Source organism: Chryseomicrobium aureum (genome assembly GCF_016909155.1).
GTDB lineage: Bacteria > Bacillota > Bacilli > Bacillales_A > Planococcaceae > Chryseomicrobium > Chryseomicrobium aureum.
Map to the genome: position 1 here is coordinate 20,446 of NZ_JAFBFG010000016.1, position 15,440 is coordinate 35,885.

The 15,440-nt window shown below is 44.3% G+C and carries 17 protein-coding genes and 1 tRNA gene; 1 reads left to right on the plus strand and 17 read right to left on the minus strand.

Annotated features, from left to right (window positions below):
• Positions 1-10: 10 nt before the first annotated feature.
• From JOD03_RS10580 to clpP, 7 genes are all read right to left on the minus strand, one after another.
• Positions 11-1,198, minus strand: coding sequence for a phosphoglycerate kinase (locus JOD03_RS10580; RefSeq protein WP_204590937.1), 1,188 nt, complete (start codon positions 1,196-1,198; stop codon positions 11-13).
• Between the two features lie 124 nt (positions 1,199-1,322).
• Entirely contained in the window at positions 1,323-2,330 is a 1,008-nt protein-coding gene (gene gap, locus JOD03_RS10585; protein ID WP_204590939.1) for a type I glyceraldehyde-3-phosphate dehydrogenase, read from the minus strand.
• A 12-nt stretch (positions 2,331-2,342) separates the two neighbouring features.
• On the minus strand, positions 2,343-3,371 hold the full coding sequence (locus tag JOD03_RS10590) for a sugar-binding transcriptional regulator (protein WP_204590941.1): 1,029 nt from the start codon (positions 3,369-3,371) through the stop codon (positions 2,343-2,345).
• Between the two features lie 153 nt (positions 3,372-3,524).
• Positions 3,525-3,770 carry a glutaredoxin family protein gene (locus tag JOD03_RS10595; RefSeq protein WP_204590943.1) on the minus strand — a complete coding sequence of 82 codons (246 nt, stop codon included), beginning with the start codon at positions 3,768-3,770 and terminating at the stop codon, positions 3,525-3,527.
• Complete coding sequence (locus JOD03_RS10600) at positions 3,764-4,564, minus strand: TPM domain-containing protein (RefSeq protein ID WP_338032467.1); 801 nt, start codon at positions 4,562-4,564, stop codon at positions 3,764-3,766. The genes JOD03_RS10595 and JOD03_RS10600 overlap by 7 nt, the downstream gene beginning before the upstream one ends.
• A complete protein-coding gene (locus tag JOD03_RS10605; RefSeq protein WP_204590945.1) occupies positions 4,561-5,139 on the minus strand; it encodes a LemA family protein in 579 nt (192 codons plus the stop codon). The genes JOD03_RS10600 and JOD03_RS10605 overlap by 4 nt, the downstream gene beginning before the upstream one ends.
• A gap of 140 nt (positions 5,140-5,279) precedes the next feature.
• Entirely contained in the window at positions 5,280-5,876 is a 597-nt protein-coding gene (clpP, locus tag JOD03_RS10610; RefSeq protein ID WP_204590947.1) for an ATP-dependent Clp endopeptidase proteolytic subunit ClpP, read from the minus strand.
• 140 nt (positions 5,877-6,016) lie between these two features.
• Here clpP and JOD03_RS10615 point away from each other — a divergent pair.
• Positions 6,017-6,088: transfer RNA gene (locus JOD03_RS10615), tRNA-Arg, on the plus strand.
• A gap of 956 nt (positions 6,089-7,044) precedes the next feature.
• On the opposite strand, the gene JOD03_RS10620 is transcribed toward JOD03_RS10615, so the two are convergent.
• The 10 genes from JOD03_RS10620 to hisB all read right to left on the minus strand — a co-directional run bounded on the left by JOD03_RS10620 (position 7,045) and on the right by hisB (position 15,439).
• Complete coding sequence (locus tag JOD03_RS10620; protein ID WP_204590949.1) at positions 7,045-7,296, minus strand: HPr family phosphocarrier protein; 252 nt, start codon at positions 7,294-7,296, stop codon at positions 7,045-7,047.
• A gap of 19 nt (positions 7,297-7,315) precedes the next feature.
• Complete coding sequence (gene whiA, locus JOD03_RS10625; RefSeq protein WP_204590950.1) at positions 7,316-8,257, minus strand: DNA-binding protein WhiA; 942 nt, start codon at positions 8,255-8,257, stop codon at positions 7,316-7,318.
• A gap of 33 nt (positions 8,258-8,290) precedes the next feature.
• Entirely contained in the window at positions 8,291-9,262 is a 972-nt protein-coding gene (locus JOD03_RS10630; RefSeq protein ID WP_204590952.1) for a gluconeogenesis factor YvcK family protein, read from the minus strand.
• A gap of 20 nt (positions 9,263-9,282) precedes the next feature.
• Positions 9,283-10,155 carry an RNase adapter RapZ gene (gene rapZ, locus JOD03_RS10635; protein ID WP_204591011.1) on the minus strand — a complete coding sequence of 291 codons (873 nt, stop codon included), beginning with the start codon at positions 10,153-10,155 and terminating at the stop codon, positions 9,283-9,285.
• The gene (locus JOD03_RS10640) at positions 10,155-10,631 is read right to left on the minus strand and encodes an NUDIX domain-containing protein (protein WP_204590954.1); all 477 of its coding nucleotides are present in this window, start codon (positions 10,629-10,631) and stop codon (positions 10,155-10,157) included. The genes rapZ and JOD03_RS10640 overlap by 1 nt, the downstream gene beginning before the upstream one ends.
• 202 nt (positions 10,632-10,833) lie before the next feature.
• A complete protein-coding gene (gene trxB, locus JOD03_RS10645; protein WP_204590956.1) occupies positions 10,834-11,778 on the minus strand; it encodes a thioredoxin-disulfide reductase in 945 nt (314 codons plus the stop codon).
• Positions 11,779-11,859: 81 nt separating this feature from the next.
• A complete protein-coding gene (locus JOD03_RS10650) occupies positions 11,860-13,380 on the minus strand; it encodes a tetratricopeptide repeat protein (RefSeq protein ID WP_204590957.1) in 1,521 nt (506 codons plus the stop codon).
• Between the two features lie 114 nt (positions 13,381-13,494).
• Positions 13,495-14,103, minus strand: coding sequence for a bifunctional phosphoribosyl-AMP cyclohydrolase/phosphoribosyl-ATP diphosphatase HisIE (gene hisIE, locus JOD03_RS10655; RefSeq protein WP_204590958.1), 609 nt, complete (start codon positions 14,101-14,103; stop codon positions 13,495-13,497).
• Entirely contained in the window at positions 14,100-14,831 is a 732-nt protein-coding gene (gene hisA / locus JOD03_RS10660; RefSeq protein WP_204590959.1) for a 1-(5-phosphoribosyl)-5-[(5-phosphoribosylamino)methylideneamino]imidazole-4-carboxamide isomerase, read from the minus strand. The genes hisIE and hisA overlap by 4 nt, the downstream gene beginning before the upstream one ends.
• A 14-nt stretch (positions 14,832-14,845) precedes the next feature.
• Entirely contained in the window at positions 14,846-15,439 is a 594-nt protein-coding gene (gene hisB / locus JOD03_RS10665; protein WP_204590960.1) for an imidazoleglycerol-phosphate dehydratase HisB, read from the minus strand.
• Position 15,440: the final 1 nt, after the last annotated feature.

Below are 15,440 nucleotides of genomic sequence, written 5' to 3' on the forward strand. Positions count from 1 at the left end.
GTATTGCCTCCTATTCTTTATCGTGAAGTGCTGCAACGCCTGGAAGTTCTTTGCCTTCCATGAACTCAAGTGAAGCGCCACCGCCTGTAGAAATATGGTCCATTTTGTCTGCTACATCGAACAGTTCAACTGCTGCTGCAGAGTCTCCGCCACCGATGACAGTATAGCCAGCAGTTTCCGCCATAGCGTCTGCCACAGCACGTGTTCCTTTTGAGAATGGTTCCATCTCGAACACACCCATTGGTCCGTTCCAGATGATCAATTTGCTATCTTTGATAATGCTTGCATAGTGTTCAGCCGTTTTCGGACCGATATCTAGACCCATCCAGTCAGAAGGGATCGCGTCAGACGAAACTACTTTCGTTTCCGTGTCTGCCGAGAATTCTTGTGCGATCACTGCATCTTGTGGAAGGTGCAACTGAACACCTTTTTGTTTAGCTTTTTCAATAAACGAGTTGGCAAGGTCGAGCTTGTCTTCTTCAAGTAAAGAAGTCCCGATCTCGTGACCTTGTGCTTTTAAGAATGTATAGGATAGTCCTCCACCAATGATCAAGTGGTCGACTTTTTCTAACAAGTTTTCAATGACGCCGATTTTATCTTTGACTTTCGCCCCACCGATGATTGCTGTGAATGGACGTTCTGGTTCAGATAATGCTTTGCCTAACACATCAAGTTCTTTTTCAAGGAGTAGTCCAGATACTGCCGGAAGGTGCTTCGCAATACCTGCTGTCGTTGCGTGTGCACGGTGTGCTGCGCCAAACGCGTCGTTTACGAAAACATCTGCAAGTTTCGCGAACTGTTCAGCAAGTTTCGGATCGTTCTTTTCTTCGCCTGCGTGGAAACGAACATTTTCAAGCAACACTACGTCACCTTCGTTCAATTTTGCGATTTCAGCTTCAACTGATTCTCCAACAGACTCATCAAGTTTTGTCACTGGTCGGTCAAGTAGCTCGCTCAGACGTTCTCCGGCAGCTGTTAAGCGAAGATCTTCCTTCACTTCACCTTTCGGACGTCCCATATGGCTCGCTAAAATGACTTTGGCACCTTGTTCAATCAGGTGTTGAATCGTTGGAAGCGCTGCACGAATACGTGTGTCATCTGTGATTTTGCCATCTTTCATTGGAACGTTGAAGTCGACGCGACAGAAGACGCGTTGTCCCTTTAGTTCGACGTCTTTCATTGTTTTCTTTGCTAGCATGTGAAAACCTCCCAGGTTATGGTGTGTTCAAGTTACGGGCAAATAAAAAGAGTAAGGGTAGCCCTTACTCTCTGTTACCCTCTGCTCTTATTATAGAGGTTCAAGTGCATTCCTGCACGGGATATTAAAGACCTTTAGCAGCCATGTATACAGCTAGGTCGATACAGCGAGCTGAGTAACCAGACTCGTTGTCGTACCAAGACAATACTTTCACCATGTTGTCGCCGATTGCCATTGTTGAAGCTGCATCCACGATTGAAGAGTGTGTGTTGCCGTTGTAGTCAGTAGAAACTAACTCAAGTTCTTGGTATTCTAAGATACCTTTCAAATCGCCTTCAGCCGCTTCTTTTAACGCAGCGTTCAGTTCTTCGATTGTTACGTTTTTGTCTAACTCAGCAACGAAGTCAACTAGTGATACGTTTGGCGTTGGTACGCGAACTGCCATTCCATCGATTTTGCCTTTTAGCATTGGAAGAACTTTTCCTACAGCTGCTGCTGCACCTGTTGAAGTTGGGATCATGTTCTCTGCTGCTGCACGTGCACGACGGTAGTCGCTGTGTGGCAAGTCAAGGATGCGTTGGTCGTTTGTGTAAGAGTGAATTGTTGTCATCATTCCACGTTTGATACCGAACTTGTCGTTCAATACTTTCGCTACTGGAGATAGACAGTTTGTTGTACATGAAGCGTTTGATACGATGTTTTCGTTTGCTGCATCGTACTCTTCATGGTTAACGCCCATTACGTACGTTGGCATGCCGCCTTCACCTGGTGCAGATACGATAACTTTTTTCGCTCCAGCATCGATGTGCGCTTGTGCTTTTTCTGGTGAACGGAAGATACCTGTTGATTCGATAACGATGTCAACACCAATCTCGCCCCATGGAAGTGCTGAAGGATCTTTCTCAGCGTATACTTTGATTTTGCGGCCATTTACTAAGAAGCCATCTTCTTCAGCTGTTACTTCTGCATTCAAAGTACCGTGCACTGTGTCAAATTTTAGAAGGTGAGCAAGCATTGCAGCGTTTGTTAAATCGTTCACTGCTACTACTTCTACTTGATCATTTGTTAGTGCCTCGCGGAAAACTTTACGTCCAATACGTCCAAAACCGTTGATTGCTAATTTGATAGTCATTTAAAATTCCTCCTATAATGTATGTTCTTTTATAAGTTGATCGGCAGCCCCTTCGTCTGTAATCAATACAGTCTGTTTAGGTGCCTGTTGAAAATATGAGTCAAGTGCATGTGCTTTTTGTGCGCCACCTGCTACAGCAACGATATGCGGTGTCTGTTCGAGTTGCTCGAGTTGAACCCCAATCGTGCGAATGCGGTGAACGACTTCACCACGTGCATTGAAATAATAACCAAATGCTTCACTGACAGCCTGCTGTTCTTTCAAAAGCTTCAATTCTTCTGAGCTCGAACTTCTGCGGCGTGCCATTTCCGTTGCGTCACCAATGCCATGAACAAGAATTGACATCTGTTCATACAAGGCCATCATTTCTTGAACGAAAGGCTCTTGGGTCATGGCTTCGTAAGCAGATTCACTTAGTCTGTCCGGAATGTATAAAGTTTTATACGAACCATTCAGTTTCTCTGCAAACAGTGCAGCGATTGTGTTCGCTTGCAGCTGTACATCTTTTCCGATTCCTCCGCGCGCTGCAACAAATTGCAACTGCTCAATCTTTGACGATTGTGGAAGATGGTCGGCAATTTTTGCAATGGTCGTTCCACCGGTCACCGCTGTGATCATACGCGGTTTCAAGTTTGCAAAAATCCATTTGGCGGCTTCATCTGCAAGAAGCAGTTGAGCCTGTTCAGAGTCATCGCTGTTTCCAGCAACGATATGAACTTCTTCAATCCCAAGCAATCGTTTAAGGGTGGTCTCTTTTTCATGTCTTCCCGACCATTCATCCACAAGGGATTTTAGTTCGACTAGAAGTTGTTGACCTGGTGGAGTGACCTCCGCCCCTTCTCGCGATACAAGGATTAACCCTTGCGCTCGAAGTAGATCAAATTCTTTTCGAACTTCACGTTCCGAAAGTTGAAGAGTTTCAGCAAGCGTGCGCCTGCCAATCCCTTTTGATAAAGCGATTGTATAGAGAATTTGATAGCGCTGTTGAAGCATGTCTTTCCATTCGGGCATCAGCTCAAGCTGGGCCTTAAGAATATCCAAATCGACACCTCCTGCTCTATCTTTATGGGAACATTTTTGTCCCGATGTTCACTTTTCGTTCCCACCTGGGCAAAAAAATAATTCCTGCTCATTCATAGTACTAGATTACCCGAAAATTATCAATCCCAAACACTTTTACTATCAAAAAAAGCATCAGACGGAATCGTCCAATGCTTCGTAAAGTGTTGCGTAATCTAAGTTTCCGTACTGGATGACTTCCCCATTGTATTCCACTACAGGAATCATAATCATGTATTTTTCATGGGCTTCATCATCTTGTTCGATATCAATTTCTTCTATTCGTATCGGAAGATCTTCTGCCACCATGTCGAGCATGGCCCGACCTTCGACACATAACGGACATTGATCCCGTGTGTAGAAAGTAATTTTTTTTACCAACTTCGACCTGCACCTCCTCCACCAGAGCTACCTCCGCCGAAGCCACCAAAACCTCCACTGAAACCACCGCCGGAAGATTTACCGCCTCCCATGCCAGGACCAAAGATGAACGGGCCTCCTCGGCCACCGCGACCTCGAGGACCTCCTCTTCCGCCACCACTGCCATTGTTACTAAAAATGGTCACGATGATATAAAAGATCACAACAATCATAATAATAGTGAACGGAGAGATGCCTCCTTCGTTTGATGAAGGACGCGGAGGGGCAACAGATTCTCCCGTGTAATTGTATTCAGCTGCCACTTCTTCATATAAAAGTTCATAGGTGGATTGGACAGCACCTTCGATATCACCAGCCTCTAGAAAAGGTAGTGTGTATTCATCTAAAATACGTCCAATCTTCCCGTCAGGAAGACGTCCTTCAAGCCCTTGACCGACACCGATGTAAACTGCGCGGTCCCCAACTTTCGTAGGATCCATTTCAAGTAAGAAGACGAGCCCGTTGTTTTCTTCCGGACTTCCAATTCCCCATTCGCGAATCAATTCGACCGCATAGCTATTTTCATCCTGTCCTTCTAATGATTCTACTGTGACGACAACCACTTGTGCTCCCGTACCTTGATCGAGATCAAGTCCAAGTCGTTCAATATGGCGCTCCAAGTCTTCTGGAATCACATCATAGAAATCATGTACATAGGACTTCCCTGGAATGGGATCTGGAACATCTGCTAGCACAGCCATTGAAGGAAGTAGAACTAGAAATGCTAGTACAGTTACGAGTAGTTTCTTCCTCACTCACCATCACTTCCAAAGTCGACTTCTGGTGCTTCTTCCGCACCATCTTCGGCTTCAAAATATTCCCGCTCATCAAATCCGAAGACTCCTGCCAGTAATGCACCAGGCATACGATTTACTTTGCGATTGTGTTGAGATACAGATTCATTATAATCTTGACGTGCTACAGAAAGACGATTCTCCGTTCCTGCCAGTTCATCCATCAGTTGACGGAAGTTTGCATCTGATTTTAAATCTGGGTAGTTTTCAACAATCACGAGTAATCGTGAAAGCGCACCTGCTAATTCGCTATCTGCTTCTGCTTGTTCATTTGGAGAGTCTGCTCCTGCAAGACGTGCACGAGCATCCGCAATTTCTGTAAGGATTTCGCGCTCTTGATCAGCGAAACCTTTGACCGTTTCTACTAAGTTCGGAATTAAGTCTACACGTCGTTGGAGCTGTGTCTCCACTTGTGCATAGGACTGGTTGACGTTTTCATTTGAGTCAACGAACCCGTTGTAACTTGGAATTAAGAGTGCTGCTAGGATTACAAAAAATCCAATAATAATGATGACGGGAATCAGCATTTTTTTCATAAGAATCCACCTTTCGTTATCTGTTTGTAGTTTCCCCTGTTTTCATGAGAAATCAAACCTTCTCTTTTTATACGAACAACTCGCGATTTCGTTTCAGTAAATAGAAAAAACACCGCGCAAGTGGCGGTGTTTGATGACAATTAGTCTTTTTTGCTGTCGCTGCGGTCAATGATGTGATCCACAAGACCGTATTCTTTTGCACGTTCAGCAGTCATGAAGTTATCGCGATCTGTGTCTTTTGCGATGACATCGATCGGTTGACCCGTACGATCTGCAAGAATCTGGTTCAATTTTTCACGTAAGAACAAGATGCGTTTTGCAGCAATCTCGATTTCCGTCGCTTGCCCTTGTGCGCCACCAAGTGGTTGGTGAATCATTACTTCTGCATTTGGAAGAGCGTAGCGTTTTCCTTTTGTACCAGCTGCAAGTAGGAATGCTCCCATAGAAGCTGCCATACCGATACAGATTGTCTGTACGTCTGGTTTGATGAACTGCATTGTGTCGTAAATTGCCATACCAGCCGTAATGCTTCCGCCTGGGCTATTGATATAAATTGAGATATCTTTTTCTGGATCTTCTGCTTCTAGGAATAATAGTTGCGCGACGATTGAGTTCGCAACGTTGTCGTCGATTCCGCTACCTAGCATGATGATGCGGTCTTTTAAAAGACGAGAGTAAATATCGTAGGCGCGTTCCCCACGGTTTGTTTGTTCAATAACTGTTGGAATTAAGTTCATCAGTCATACCTCCGATTTTTTATGAATAACTAGCTGTATGTTTATGATACACATGAAGGTCAAGAAAGGTCAAATCTGATGCACTGCTTTTTTTGCAGTTGTCTTTTGCAGTACAGAAAGCTATAATAATAAAGTCGCTTGCCCCCGTAGTTTAATGGATATGACGTAAGATTCCGGTTCTTGAGATGGGAGTTCGATTCTCTCCGGGGGCGTATATGGACACCTGATAGCTTAGGCTTTCGGGTGTTTTTTTATGTTTTAGATGTGGAGCCGACTGTTCAGAAATTGTGCGAGAAGACAGCGTGGACTGTGAAGCGCTCTTTGCTTCATAGGCCGCGATGGCTTCTTGCGGGATTTCTAGGAGGCGCAACTCGATTCCATTTTAGATGTGGAGCCGACTGTTCAGAAATTGTGCGATAGGAGACGTTGAGCTCCTTTACGGGGCTGCTTTCCGAGGGCGCGTCGTGAGCTTCCTCGGCAAAGAAACACGCCTGCGGGATCTCACGTTCCGCTTTTAATCCCTCCGGAGTCAGCCCCTCCACTTCACTCAACTTTATTCTCCGTGCCTGTCACCACTTACTATTCTCCGTGCCTGTCACCATTTACCAGTGGTTTCCATTTGGTGCCTGTCACCCCCTGGTTATTCTCGGTGCCTGTCACCATTTACCAGTGGTTTCCATTTGGTGCCTGTCACCCTGCCCTGAGCGGTCGTTCAACGGATGAGTTCGGGATTTGTTCTACCGAAATCTTAACTTCTTCTACCGAAATGAACATTTATTGTACCGAAATCAGATTTGTTCTACCGAAGTCATATTATGGAAACCATTTCAAAACCCAAACCTAATATCTTAAGTTCCTTACTAGTAAGATCTTATAACTCTTACAATCGACAAGAGTTTTCTCGGTGCCTGTCACCATTTACCAGCAGTTTCCATTTGGTACCTGTCACTCTCCCCTCACCCTGCCCTGATAGCTAGAAATTCCGGAGGCCAGGTCGTCATTTCCCGGGCTATCTGAGTTTTTCCGAGACCCGGCAACGAAGATGAAAGTGCTCTTCTTTCATCTTACGTGGGGAGGCTCGGTGAAACTCACCCAGGAAATGACGGCCTGGCTGGAGGGATTTCCTTTCATAGAAAAAAGCATCCGCAGTTGATCGGATGCTTGCAGTTTACTCTTCAGTTATAAATTTCGATAATGTATCAATCGCAGCTTCTTTATCAGAACCCTCTGCATATAGCACGACTTCTTCCCCGCGCCCCACAGCTAGACTCATGATACCCATGATGCTTTTTGCATTGACTTTCTTGCCGTCTTTTTCAAGGAAAATCTCACTTGCAAAGCGGTTTGCCTCTTGAACAAAAAGAGCTGCTTGGCGAGCTTGTAAGCCATTTGATAATCCTACATCCATCGTCTTTTCCATCGCAACCAATTCCTCTCTATTATATCGATTCGCCACGACGCAAAGCGTCAGCTATGTCATCTAATTTGCGCAATCGATGATTCACACCTGATTTACTTACATTCCCGGTAGACACCATTTCCCCGAGTTCTTTTAACGTGACATCTTGATACTCGACACGGAGTCGTGCAATCTCACGCAACTTATCCGGAAGTTGGTCTAAACCGATAGCGTTTTCAATAAATCGGATATTTTCAACTTGGCGAAGCGCTGCGCCAATTGTTTTATTTAAGTTGGCGGTCTCACAATTGACCAAGCGATTGACACTATTGCGCATATCGCGAATAATTCGGACATCCTCAAATTTGAGCAGAGCTTGATGTGCTCCTACCAAACTCAAAAAATCTGCAATTTTCTCTGCTTCCTTTAAGTATGCCACAAATCCTTTTTTACGTTCAATTGTTTTTGCGTTCAACTCATAGCCATTCATCAATTGCACAAGTGCATCACTGTGTTCTTTGTACAATGTGTAGATTTCTAAATGGTACGACGAAGTCTCTGGATTGTTGACAGAACCACCCGCTAGAAAAGCGCCGCGAAGATAGGAACGCTTACAACACTCGTTTTTAATCAAGTCTGCATGAATTTCGTTTGAAAACTCATAGCCATCATTCATAATGTGCAGATCTCCGAGTATCTCACGCGTGCCCTCTCGGATACGTGTGATGTAGACATTGTTCTTTTTGAGCTTCATCTTCTTACGGACAAGAAGTTCTACTTTTAAGTTGTAGACTTTTTTGATCAACGTATAAATGCGACGAGCAATCGCTGCATTTTCAGTTTGAATATCCAAACTCAAATTTTTATTGCTAAATCCGAGTGTCCCGTTCATGCGAATAATCGCAGATAGTTCGGACCGTGCACAACAGGCATCAACTTCAGATTGGGTCATTTCTTTCTTTGTTTCGGATGCAAATGACAAAATCATTTCCCCCTTTCTTCGGAAATTGTCATCTCACTTTCTATAGTTAAGCGCTTCATACACTAGCCAAAGCGCTACTTTTTCAGCATTATGGCGAACACTGCCGTCACGGACGATTGCGATGTCTCGTTTGATCACGTTTACACCGAGCGACCGTATCTTTTCAACATCTACGACAACAGGTGCCGCATGTTCTTCTGAATACGAAGTTATAACACGGTCAGGTACATCGATATCTGAAGCAAGCACAACATCAATCAGTCCGGGTCCTGTGTGATTTATAATTGCTTGCAGGTGATGAGAAGCTTTGTACTTTTCTGTCTCACCTGCTTGCGTCATCAAATTACACATATAGACGCGTAAGGCTTTCGAATTTCGAATTTCTTGTTGAATTTCAGTTACTAGCAAATTCGGTAAAATACTTGTATATAAGGAACCCGGTCCAATGACAATCAGGTCCGCTTTACGAATCGCTTGAACGGCTTCGGGAAGGGGCTCTACATCTTCTGGTGTGATCATCACACTTCGAATGGGCTTATCTACAAGCGGTATTTTGGATTCACCTGTCATAATGGAACCATCTTCATAGACGGCATGGAGTGTCACGACTTGATTGGCAGCTGGTAAAACTTTGCCGTTAATATTTAAGACGCGACTCATCTCACTCACTGCATTCCCAAAGTCTCCTGTAATATCGGTTAAAGCGGCAAGCATCAAATTACCAAGTGAATGGCCTTCTAAATCTTTGGAGTGATTGAACCGGTACTGGAACATCGCCTCTACGAGCGGCTCAACATCCGAAAGAGCAGCAATGACATTACGCACATCTCCTGGAGGTGGAATGTCATAATCTTCACGAAGTCTGCCCGAGCTTCCGCCGTCATCTGCAACTGTAACGATTGCTGTGATGTCGACAGGCAATTTTTTTAATCCACGTAGTAAGGTGGATAGACCTGTTCCGCCGCCGAGGACGACGACTTTGATGCGTTCAGTTGGCTTCGGCAACGAATGGCCCTCCTTCTCAATTATTTTACGTCTCGATGTTTGATTACTGTTGGTGCTTCTTTTTTCAAATAGTCTCCGAAGTATTCGGCTAACGTGACAGAACGGTGCTGGCCACCTGTGCAACCAAAAGCAATGACTAGCTGACTTTTTCCTTCACGCTTGTAATGCGGAATCATAAATTCAAATAGATCCGTCAACTTCTCAACGAGCTTTTTTGTTTCCGACCACTTCATGACGTAGCTGGATACTTCGTGATCACGCCCTGACATCGGACGCAGCTCTTCAATATAAAATGGATTCGGTAAGAAACGCACATCGAACACTAAGTCCGCATCAATCGGCATTCCGTGTTTGAATCCGAAAGACATCACGTTGATGATGAACGGTGAGTGGGCTTCATTTGAAAATGTCCGCTCAATCTCAGCGCGCAATTCTTTTGGTTTCAAATTTGATGTATCAATGATGTGTTGAGCTCGACCCTTTAATTCTTCAAGCATCAACCGTTCTTTATTAATCCCTTCAAGAGGAAGACCCAATTTTGCAAGAGGATGTGATCGTCTTGATTCTTTGTAACGGCTTACCAGAGTTTGGTTATCCGCCTCTAAAAATAAAATACGCGGGCTGATATTGCGGCTTTCCTGCAAATGGTTGAGTGTTTGCGAAATCGGACCAAACACTTCACCGCCACGAACATCCATTACAAGTGCGATTTTAGTCAATTGTTTATCTGAATCCACAAGCAAATCTACAAATGTTGATAAAAGGTCTGGTGGTAAATTATCGATACAGTAATACCCCATATCTTCGAAGCTTTGAATCGCGACAGATTTCCCTGCCCCTGACATACCTGTGATGATGACGATATCTGTTGATGGTTGTGGTGTTTCTTCCATCATGACGGATGCACCTCCTGAGATGTTTGTAATCGATAATCCAGCAATTCAAAATCTTCTGTATAGGTGAATGTCCCGTATTGGATTCCTGGTTGCGTAGCAGCAAACACAAGATTCATCCGGTCACCTTCAGCCATTGGTAGCGTTTGAAGCGCTTCAACGGGATGCCATTCTAAAACACCTTCATGGTTTTCTTTATACGGAACTCCATCCAAATCAAATGCGACAAGAGTCGATAAAAGCCATTCCGAGATGACGGTCTCTCCATCTTTGATCAACATGGTGTATAGACCTTTAATATGAGGATTTACTGGCGTTGTACCGGTTTCTTCGGTAAATTCGCGAATGCCTGCTTCAAAAACAGACTCTCCATGATCCGTTTTTCCGCCCGGAGCGACATACCAGTTTCGTCGAGGTTTTTTTAATAGAAGTACTTTGCCATCTTTGATGACAAGTAGGTTTACAATACGCTGCATCGGCTCTCTCCATCTTTTTCTATACTATCTTATTAGTATACTATAATTTCGAATCTCTACATAAAAAAAGAGGCTGCCCCCTCGACTTATAAAGCGAGGAAACAGCCTATCAAAGAAAACCTATATAAAAAGGGGGTCAATTTATAGTTCTTAGTATACACGACTATTGTTGCATTCTGATTACAGCAGTATTAAGAAATGATTAAGATAATTGATCTTCTAATTTCTCAATATAGTGTTGAGCAGATTGTGCAGCAATCGAACCGTCACCAGTAGCTGTAACGATTTGACGTAGCATCTTTTCACGAACATCTCCAGCAGCAAAGATTCCTGGAATTTTCGTTTGCATTTTTTCGTCCGTTACGATGTAGCCCTGGGTATTCAAGATACCTAAGTTTTCAAATGGTTTTGTAAGTGGCAGCATTCCGATGTAGATGAAAATACCATCTGCTTTGAACTCGGTTTCTTCTGCACTTTCTGTAGACACGAGTGTCACAGAGCCTACTTTTCCATTTTCCTCATTGATTTCTTTGACTGTTGTGTTCCAGATGAAGTTTACTTTGTCATTTGCAAATGCGCGGTCTTGAAGAATTTTTTGTGCGCGTAATTGATCACGACGGTGAACAATTGTCACTTTGTCAGCAAAGCGTGTTAAGAATACGCCTTCTTCTACGGCAGAATCTCCGCCGCCGACTACCACTAGTTCTTTCCCTTTGAAGAAAGCCCCGTCACATACTGCACAATAGCTGACTCCACGGCCACCTAGTTCGTTTTCTCCTGGAATGCCCATTTTTTTGTATTCAGCACCGGAAGAAATGATAACTGCCTTTGCACGGTATTCTTTCCCACCGGCTTTCACAAGTTTCGTATCTCCTTCATCAATGATGCTTTCGACATCCCCATACGCGTATTGCGCACCAAATTTCTTAGCGTGATCAAACATTTTTGTCGAAAGTTCAGGGCCGAGGATCGTCTCAAAACCTGGGTAGTTTTCTACTTCTTCAGTGTTAGCCATTTGCCCACCTGGAATACCGCGCTCTAACATTAGCGTCGATAGGTTGGCACGTGATGTATATACAGCGGCTGTCATCCCAGCAGGACCGGCACCGATAATAATAACGTCATAATTGTTCGTGATTTCTGACATGATTGTTCCTCCTACATGTAAGTAATTCTATCCTTATCTCAATCTACTTGATTTGACAGTAGCATTCAACATTTCTGCCCATTAAGCGTCGTAAAAAGGAAAGAATGCCATTAGCTCGTTCACATATTTGGTGAGCGTCGGTACAGACACCTCATAATGCTCGGCAAATTGCTTTTTCGTTGCGTCTTTCGAGCGAGAAGATGCATACATATAAGCTGTAGCTGCCGCCAATGCTTTTGTATTTTTAAACGTATAGCCCTGTTGCAACCCGCGTTCCATCATAACGAACCACATTTCATACATGTAGGCATGTTGATAGGTCAACGGACTGTGGTGCTGATAAAACAAGTCTGCTACTTTCATCGCTTGGACAAAGGATTTTTCAGCAGGAACTTTCATCGAGAATTCATGATTCAGCGAATAGCCAACGATTAATTTTTCGAATGCCGAGAGCTTCGTTACATCAATCAGTTTTGGATGCGCCACAATCGTATGCAGATGCACAGATTTCCCCATTAAATAAAGGGCGACGGCTCGAGAAGGAGCAGAGTCACTTTGTAATTTTTCGATTAAAAAGTCATATTCATTTTCTACCCCAGAAGGGTCTTCTTCTTCCTGCACCTTCCATGGCTCAAAACCTTCTTTTGTTGGATCCAGTCGAATCAATTCTAACCACGCTTGATGCGCGCGGTCTTTGCGCCCTGAAAAATACGCAGAATGAGCGAGCCAAAAGTAAAAGCTCGGGTCTTCACCAAACCCAATCTTCTGGAGCTGGCGTAAAATGCGATAGCCTTCTTCATGTTTCCCAAGAAGCGCAAATGTCGCCCCTAGTTTGAACCGCTGGTCGATTGCAATCGGCTTAATCTTTTCGAGAACAGCAAGCACTTCTTTTAATTCTTTATACGATTGTTTGTAGTGGGCAAGAACGGCTAAATTACAAAGTGCGTGCAAGTTTCCTTGATCGACTCGCAATACTTCGTGGAGTAGTGCTGTTGCTTGTTCTTCTTCACCGATATAGAAATACGCAAGCGCTAAGTTATTAAACGCCGGCCAGAACGTATCATTTTCAGCGACAATTGTTTCAAGTAGCGCAACGGCTTCTTCAAACCGACCACGCTCCATCATCTTACGCGCTTTTTCTTGCAAGAAGACCACGTCGGAAGAAGGGCCATCTTCTGATAAATCCATCCCACCTTCGACTTCCGTGAAATCCAAAATCTCAAGGGCTTCTTCTAAGTAGACTCCGTCGTCTTCCATTTGAATATAGTTGGTTGCGTAGCGGTTCGCTTCTGCAAACATGCCAAGATGCGCATGGATTTCAGCTAAAAAGAACACGATATCGGAATCGTTCGGGTCTAAGGTATGCGCTGTATAGAGATAGTCCTGTGCTTCATCGAAACTTTCAGCCTCCATGAGTAAGATGCCATACTGCATCAAAATCATCGGGTCTTCTGGACTTAACTCTACTGCGCGCTTCAAATATTTTTGAGCCTTTGCAAATTGTTCCTTCTTCAATTCACCAAGCGCTTTTTGATAGTAATATTCACCTGTCGGGATAAAACTGACAACATTTTCTGGTTGTGATTTACGTGATTTTTTCAAGAGTGTCCTCCAAGGTTTTCATCATGAAAGAACAGGAACGCGGCAATCACGTTCCTGTTACGTTTATTCTTCAGTATAGCATAATGTGGAAAGTTTTTCGCACTCTTGATTTCACTACTTCGCAGCACGCTGTTCAAGGATTTTCAACACTTCATCAAATGGTACATGCTGGTTTTGTAGCATGACAAGTAAGTGATAGATCAGGTCAGCAGCTTCCATAGAAAGTTCTTCTGCATCATTGTTTTTTGCAGCGATGACTACTTCTGTCGCTTCTTCTCCAATTTTCTTCCCAATCTTGTCGACGCCTTTTTCAAACAGATAGGTCGTGTAGGCGCCTTCTGGTCGAGATGCGTAGCGATCTTTGATGACTTCTTCCAGTGCAGCAATCGCTTGGACAGAAGGACCAGCGTCACCTTCAAGTACCGGTTCAAAGAAGCAGCTGTCTGCACCGGTATGACACGCTGGACCATTTGGAAGTACGGCTACAACAAGAGCGTCTTGATCACAATCTGCTGAGATAGAGACGACGCGCTGTGTGTTTCCAGAGGTAGCTCCTTTGTGCCACAGCTCTTGGCGGCTTCTGCTGTAGAGCCATGTCTCTTTTGTCTCTAGGGTTTTGTTGTACGATTCCTCGTTCATGTACGCAAGGGTCAGTACTTCTTTTGTTTTTGCATGTTGGAGGACAACTGGAATCAGTCCATTTTCGTCAAATCGAAGGTTCATTGTACCACTTCCTTTGCTTGTGCAACTGTGAATCGTCCACTGTAAATTGCTTTTCCGACAATGACGCCTGCAATCGTCGACTCTTTTGCCGCTGCTTTCACAGAACGAATATCATCGAGTGAACTAATGCCACCTGACACGATGACGTTCAATCCTGTCTCTTTAGCGAGTGTTTTGGTCGCTTCTAAATTAGGTCCTGCGAGTGTACCGTCCATCGCAATATCAGTGAAGACGATATGTTTTGCTCCCGCTTTTGCAAATCGGTTCCCCACTTCCACAGCTGTCAGTTCAGATGTCTCTAGCCAACCGTGAGTTGCGACGAAACCATCTTTAGCATCGAGCCCAAGCACGATACGGTCACCACCAAATTTCGAAAGCATCTCTTCGACAAGTTCAGGCTCTTTCACTGCAAGGCTTCCGATGATTACGCGGTCAATGCCCTTGTCTAAATAGAATGCCGCATCTTCAAGAGATCGAATCCCTCCACCGATTTGAACAGAAATCCCAAGCTCTTGTTTGATTTTCACAACTTCATCTGCATGAGGTTTTGTGCCGTCTTTTGCTCCGTCAAGATCCACTAAGTGAATCCAATCAGCACCTTGCTCTACAAATGATTTCGCCATTTCAAACGGAGAGTCTCCGTATATGGTCTGTTGATCATAATCGCCTTGGTAAAGACGCACACATTTGCCATCTTTCATGTCGATAGCCGGATATAGTTGAACCATTGTTGACTTCCTCCTTACGATAGAGAGCCCTTTGTAGAAGGAACTCCTGTTACACGTGGATCGATTTGTGTCGCTTCATCTAACGCTCGTGCCAATCCTTTGAAAATCGCTTCAATCATGTGGTGCGTATTGTGTCCGTAATGCACGATGACATGGACGTTCATTCGTGATTCCAACGCAAACTTCCATAAGAATTCATGCACGAGCTCGACGTCGAACGTGCCGACTTTTTCTTTCGGGAACTCTGCTCGGAACTCTAAGTGAGGGCGGTTCGACACATCAACCACCACTTGCGCTAAAGCGTCATCCATCGGGATAAAGGCACTGCCGTAGCGCTTGATTCCTTTTTTATCACCCAGTGCTTCTAGAATGACTTGCCCGAGTACGATTCCGACATCTTCTGTCGTGTGGTGATCATCGATATGCGTATCACCTTTCGCAGTAATTTTCCCATCAAACAACCCATGGCGAACAAACAGGTCGAGCATATGATCTAAAAAGCCAACACCCGTATCAATTGTCGATTGTCCTGTCCCATCGATTGCTAGTTCTACGTTTACATACGTCTCGCTCGTCTTTCGCTCTTTTTGTGCTTTACGTGTCGTCATG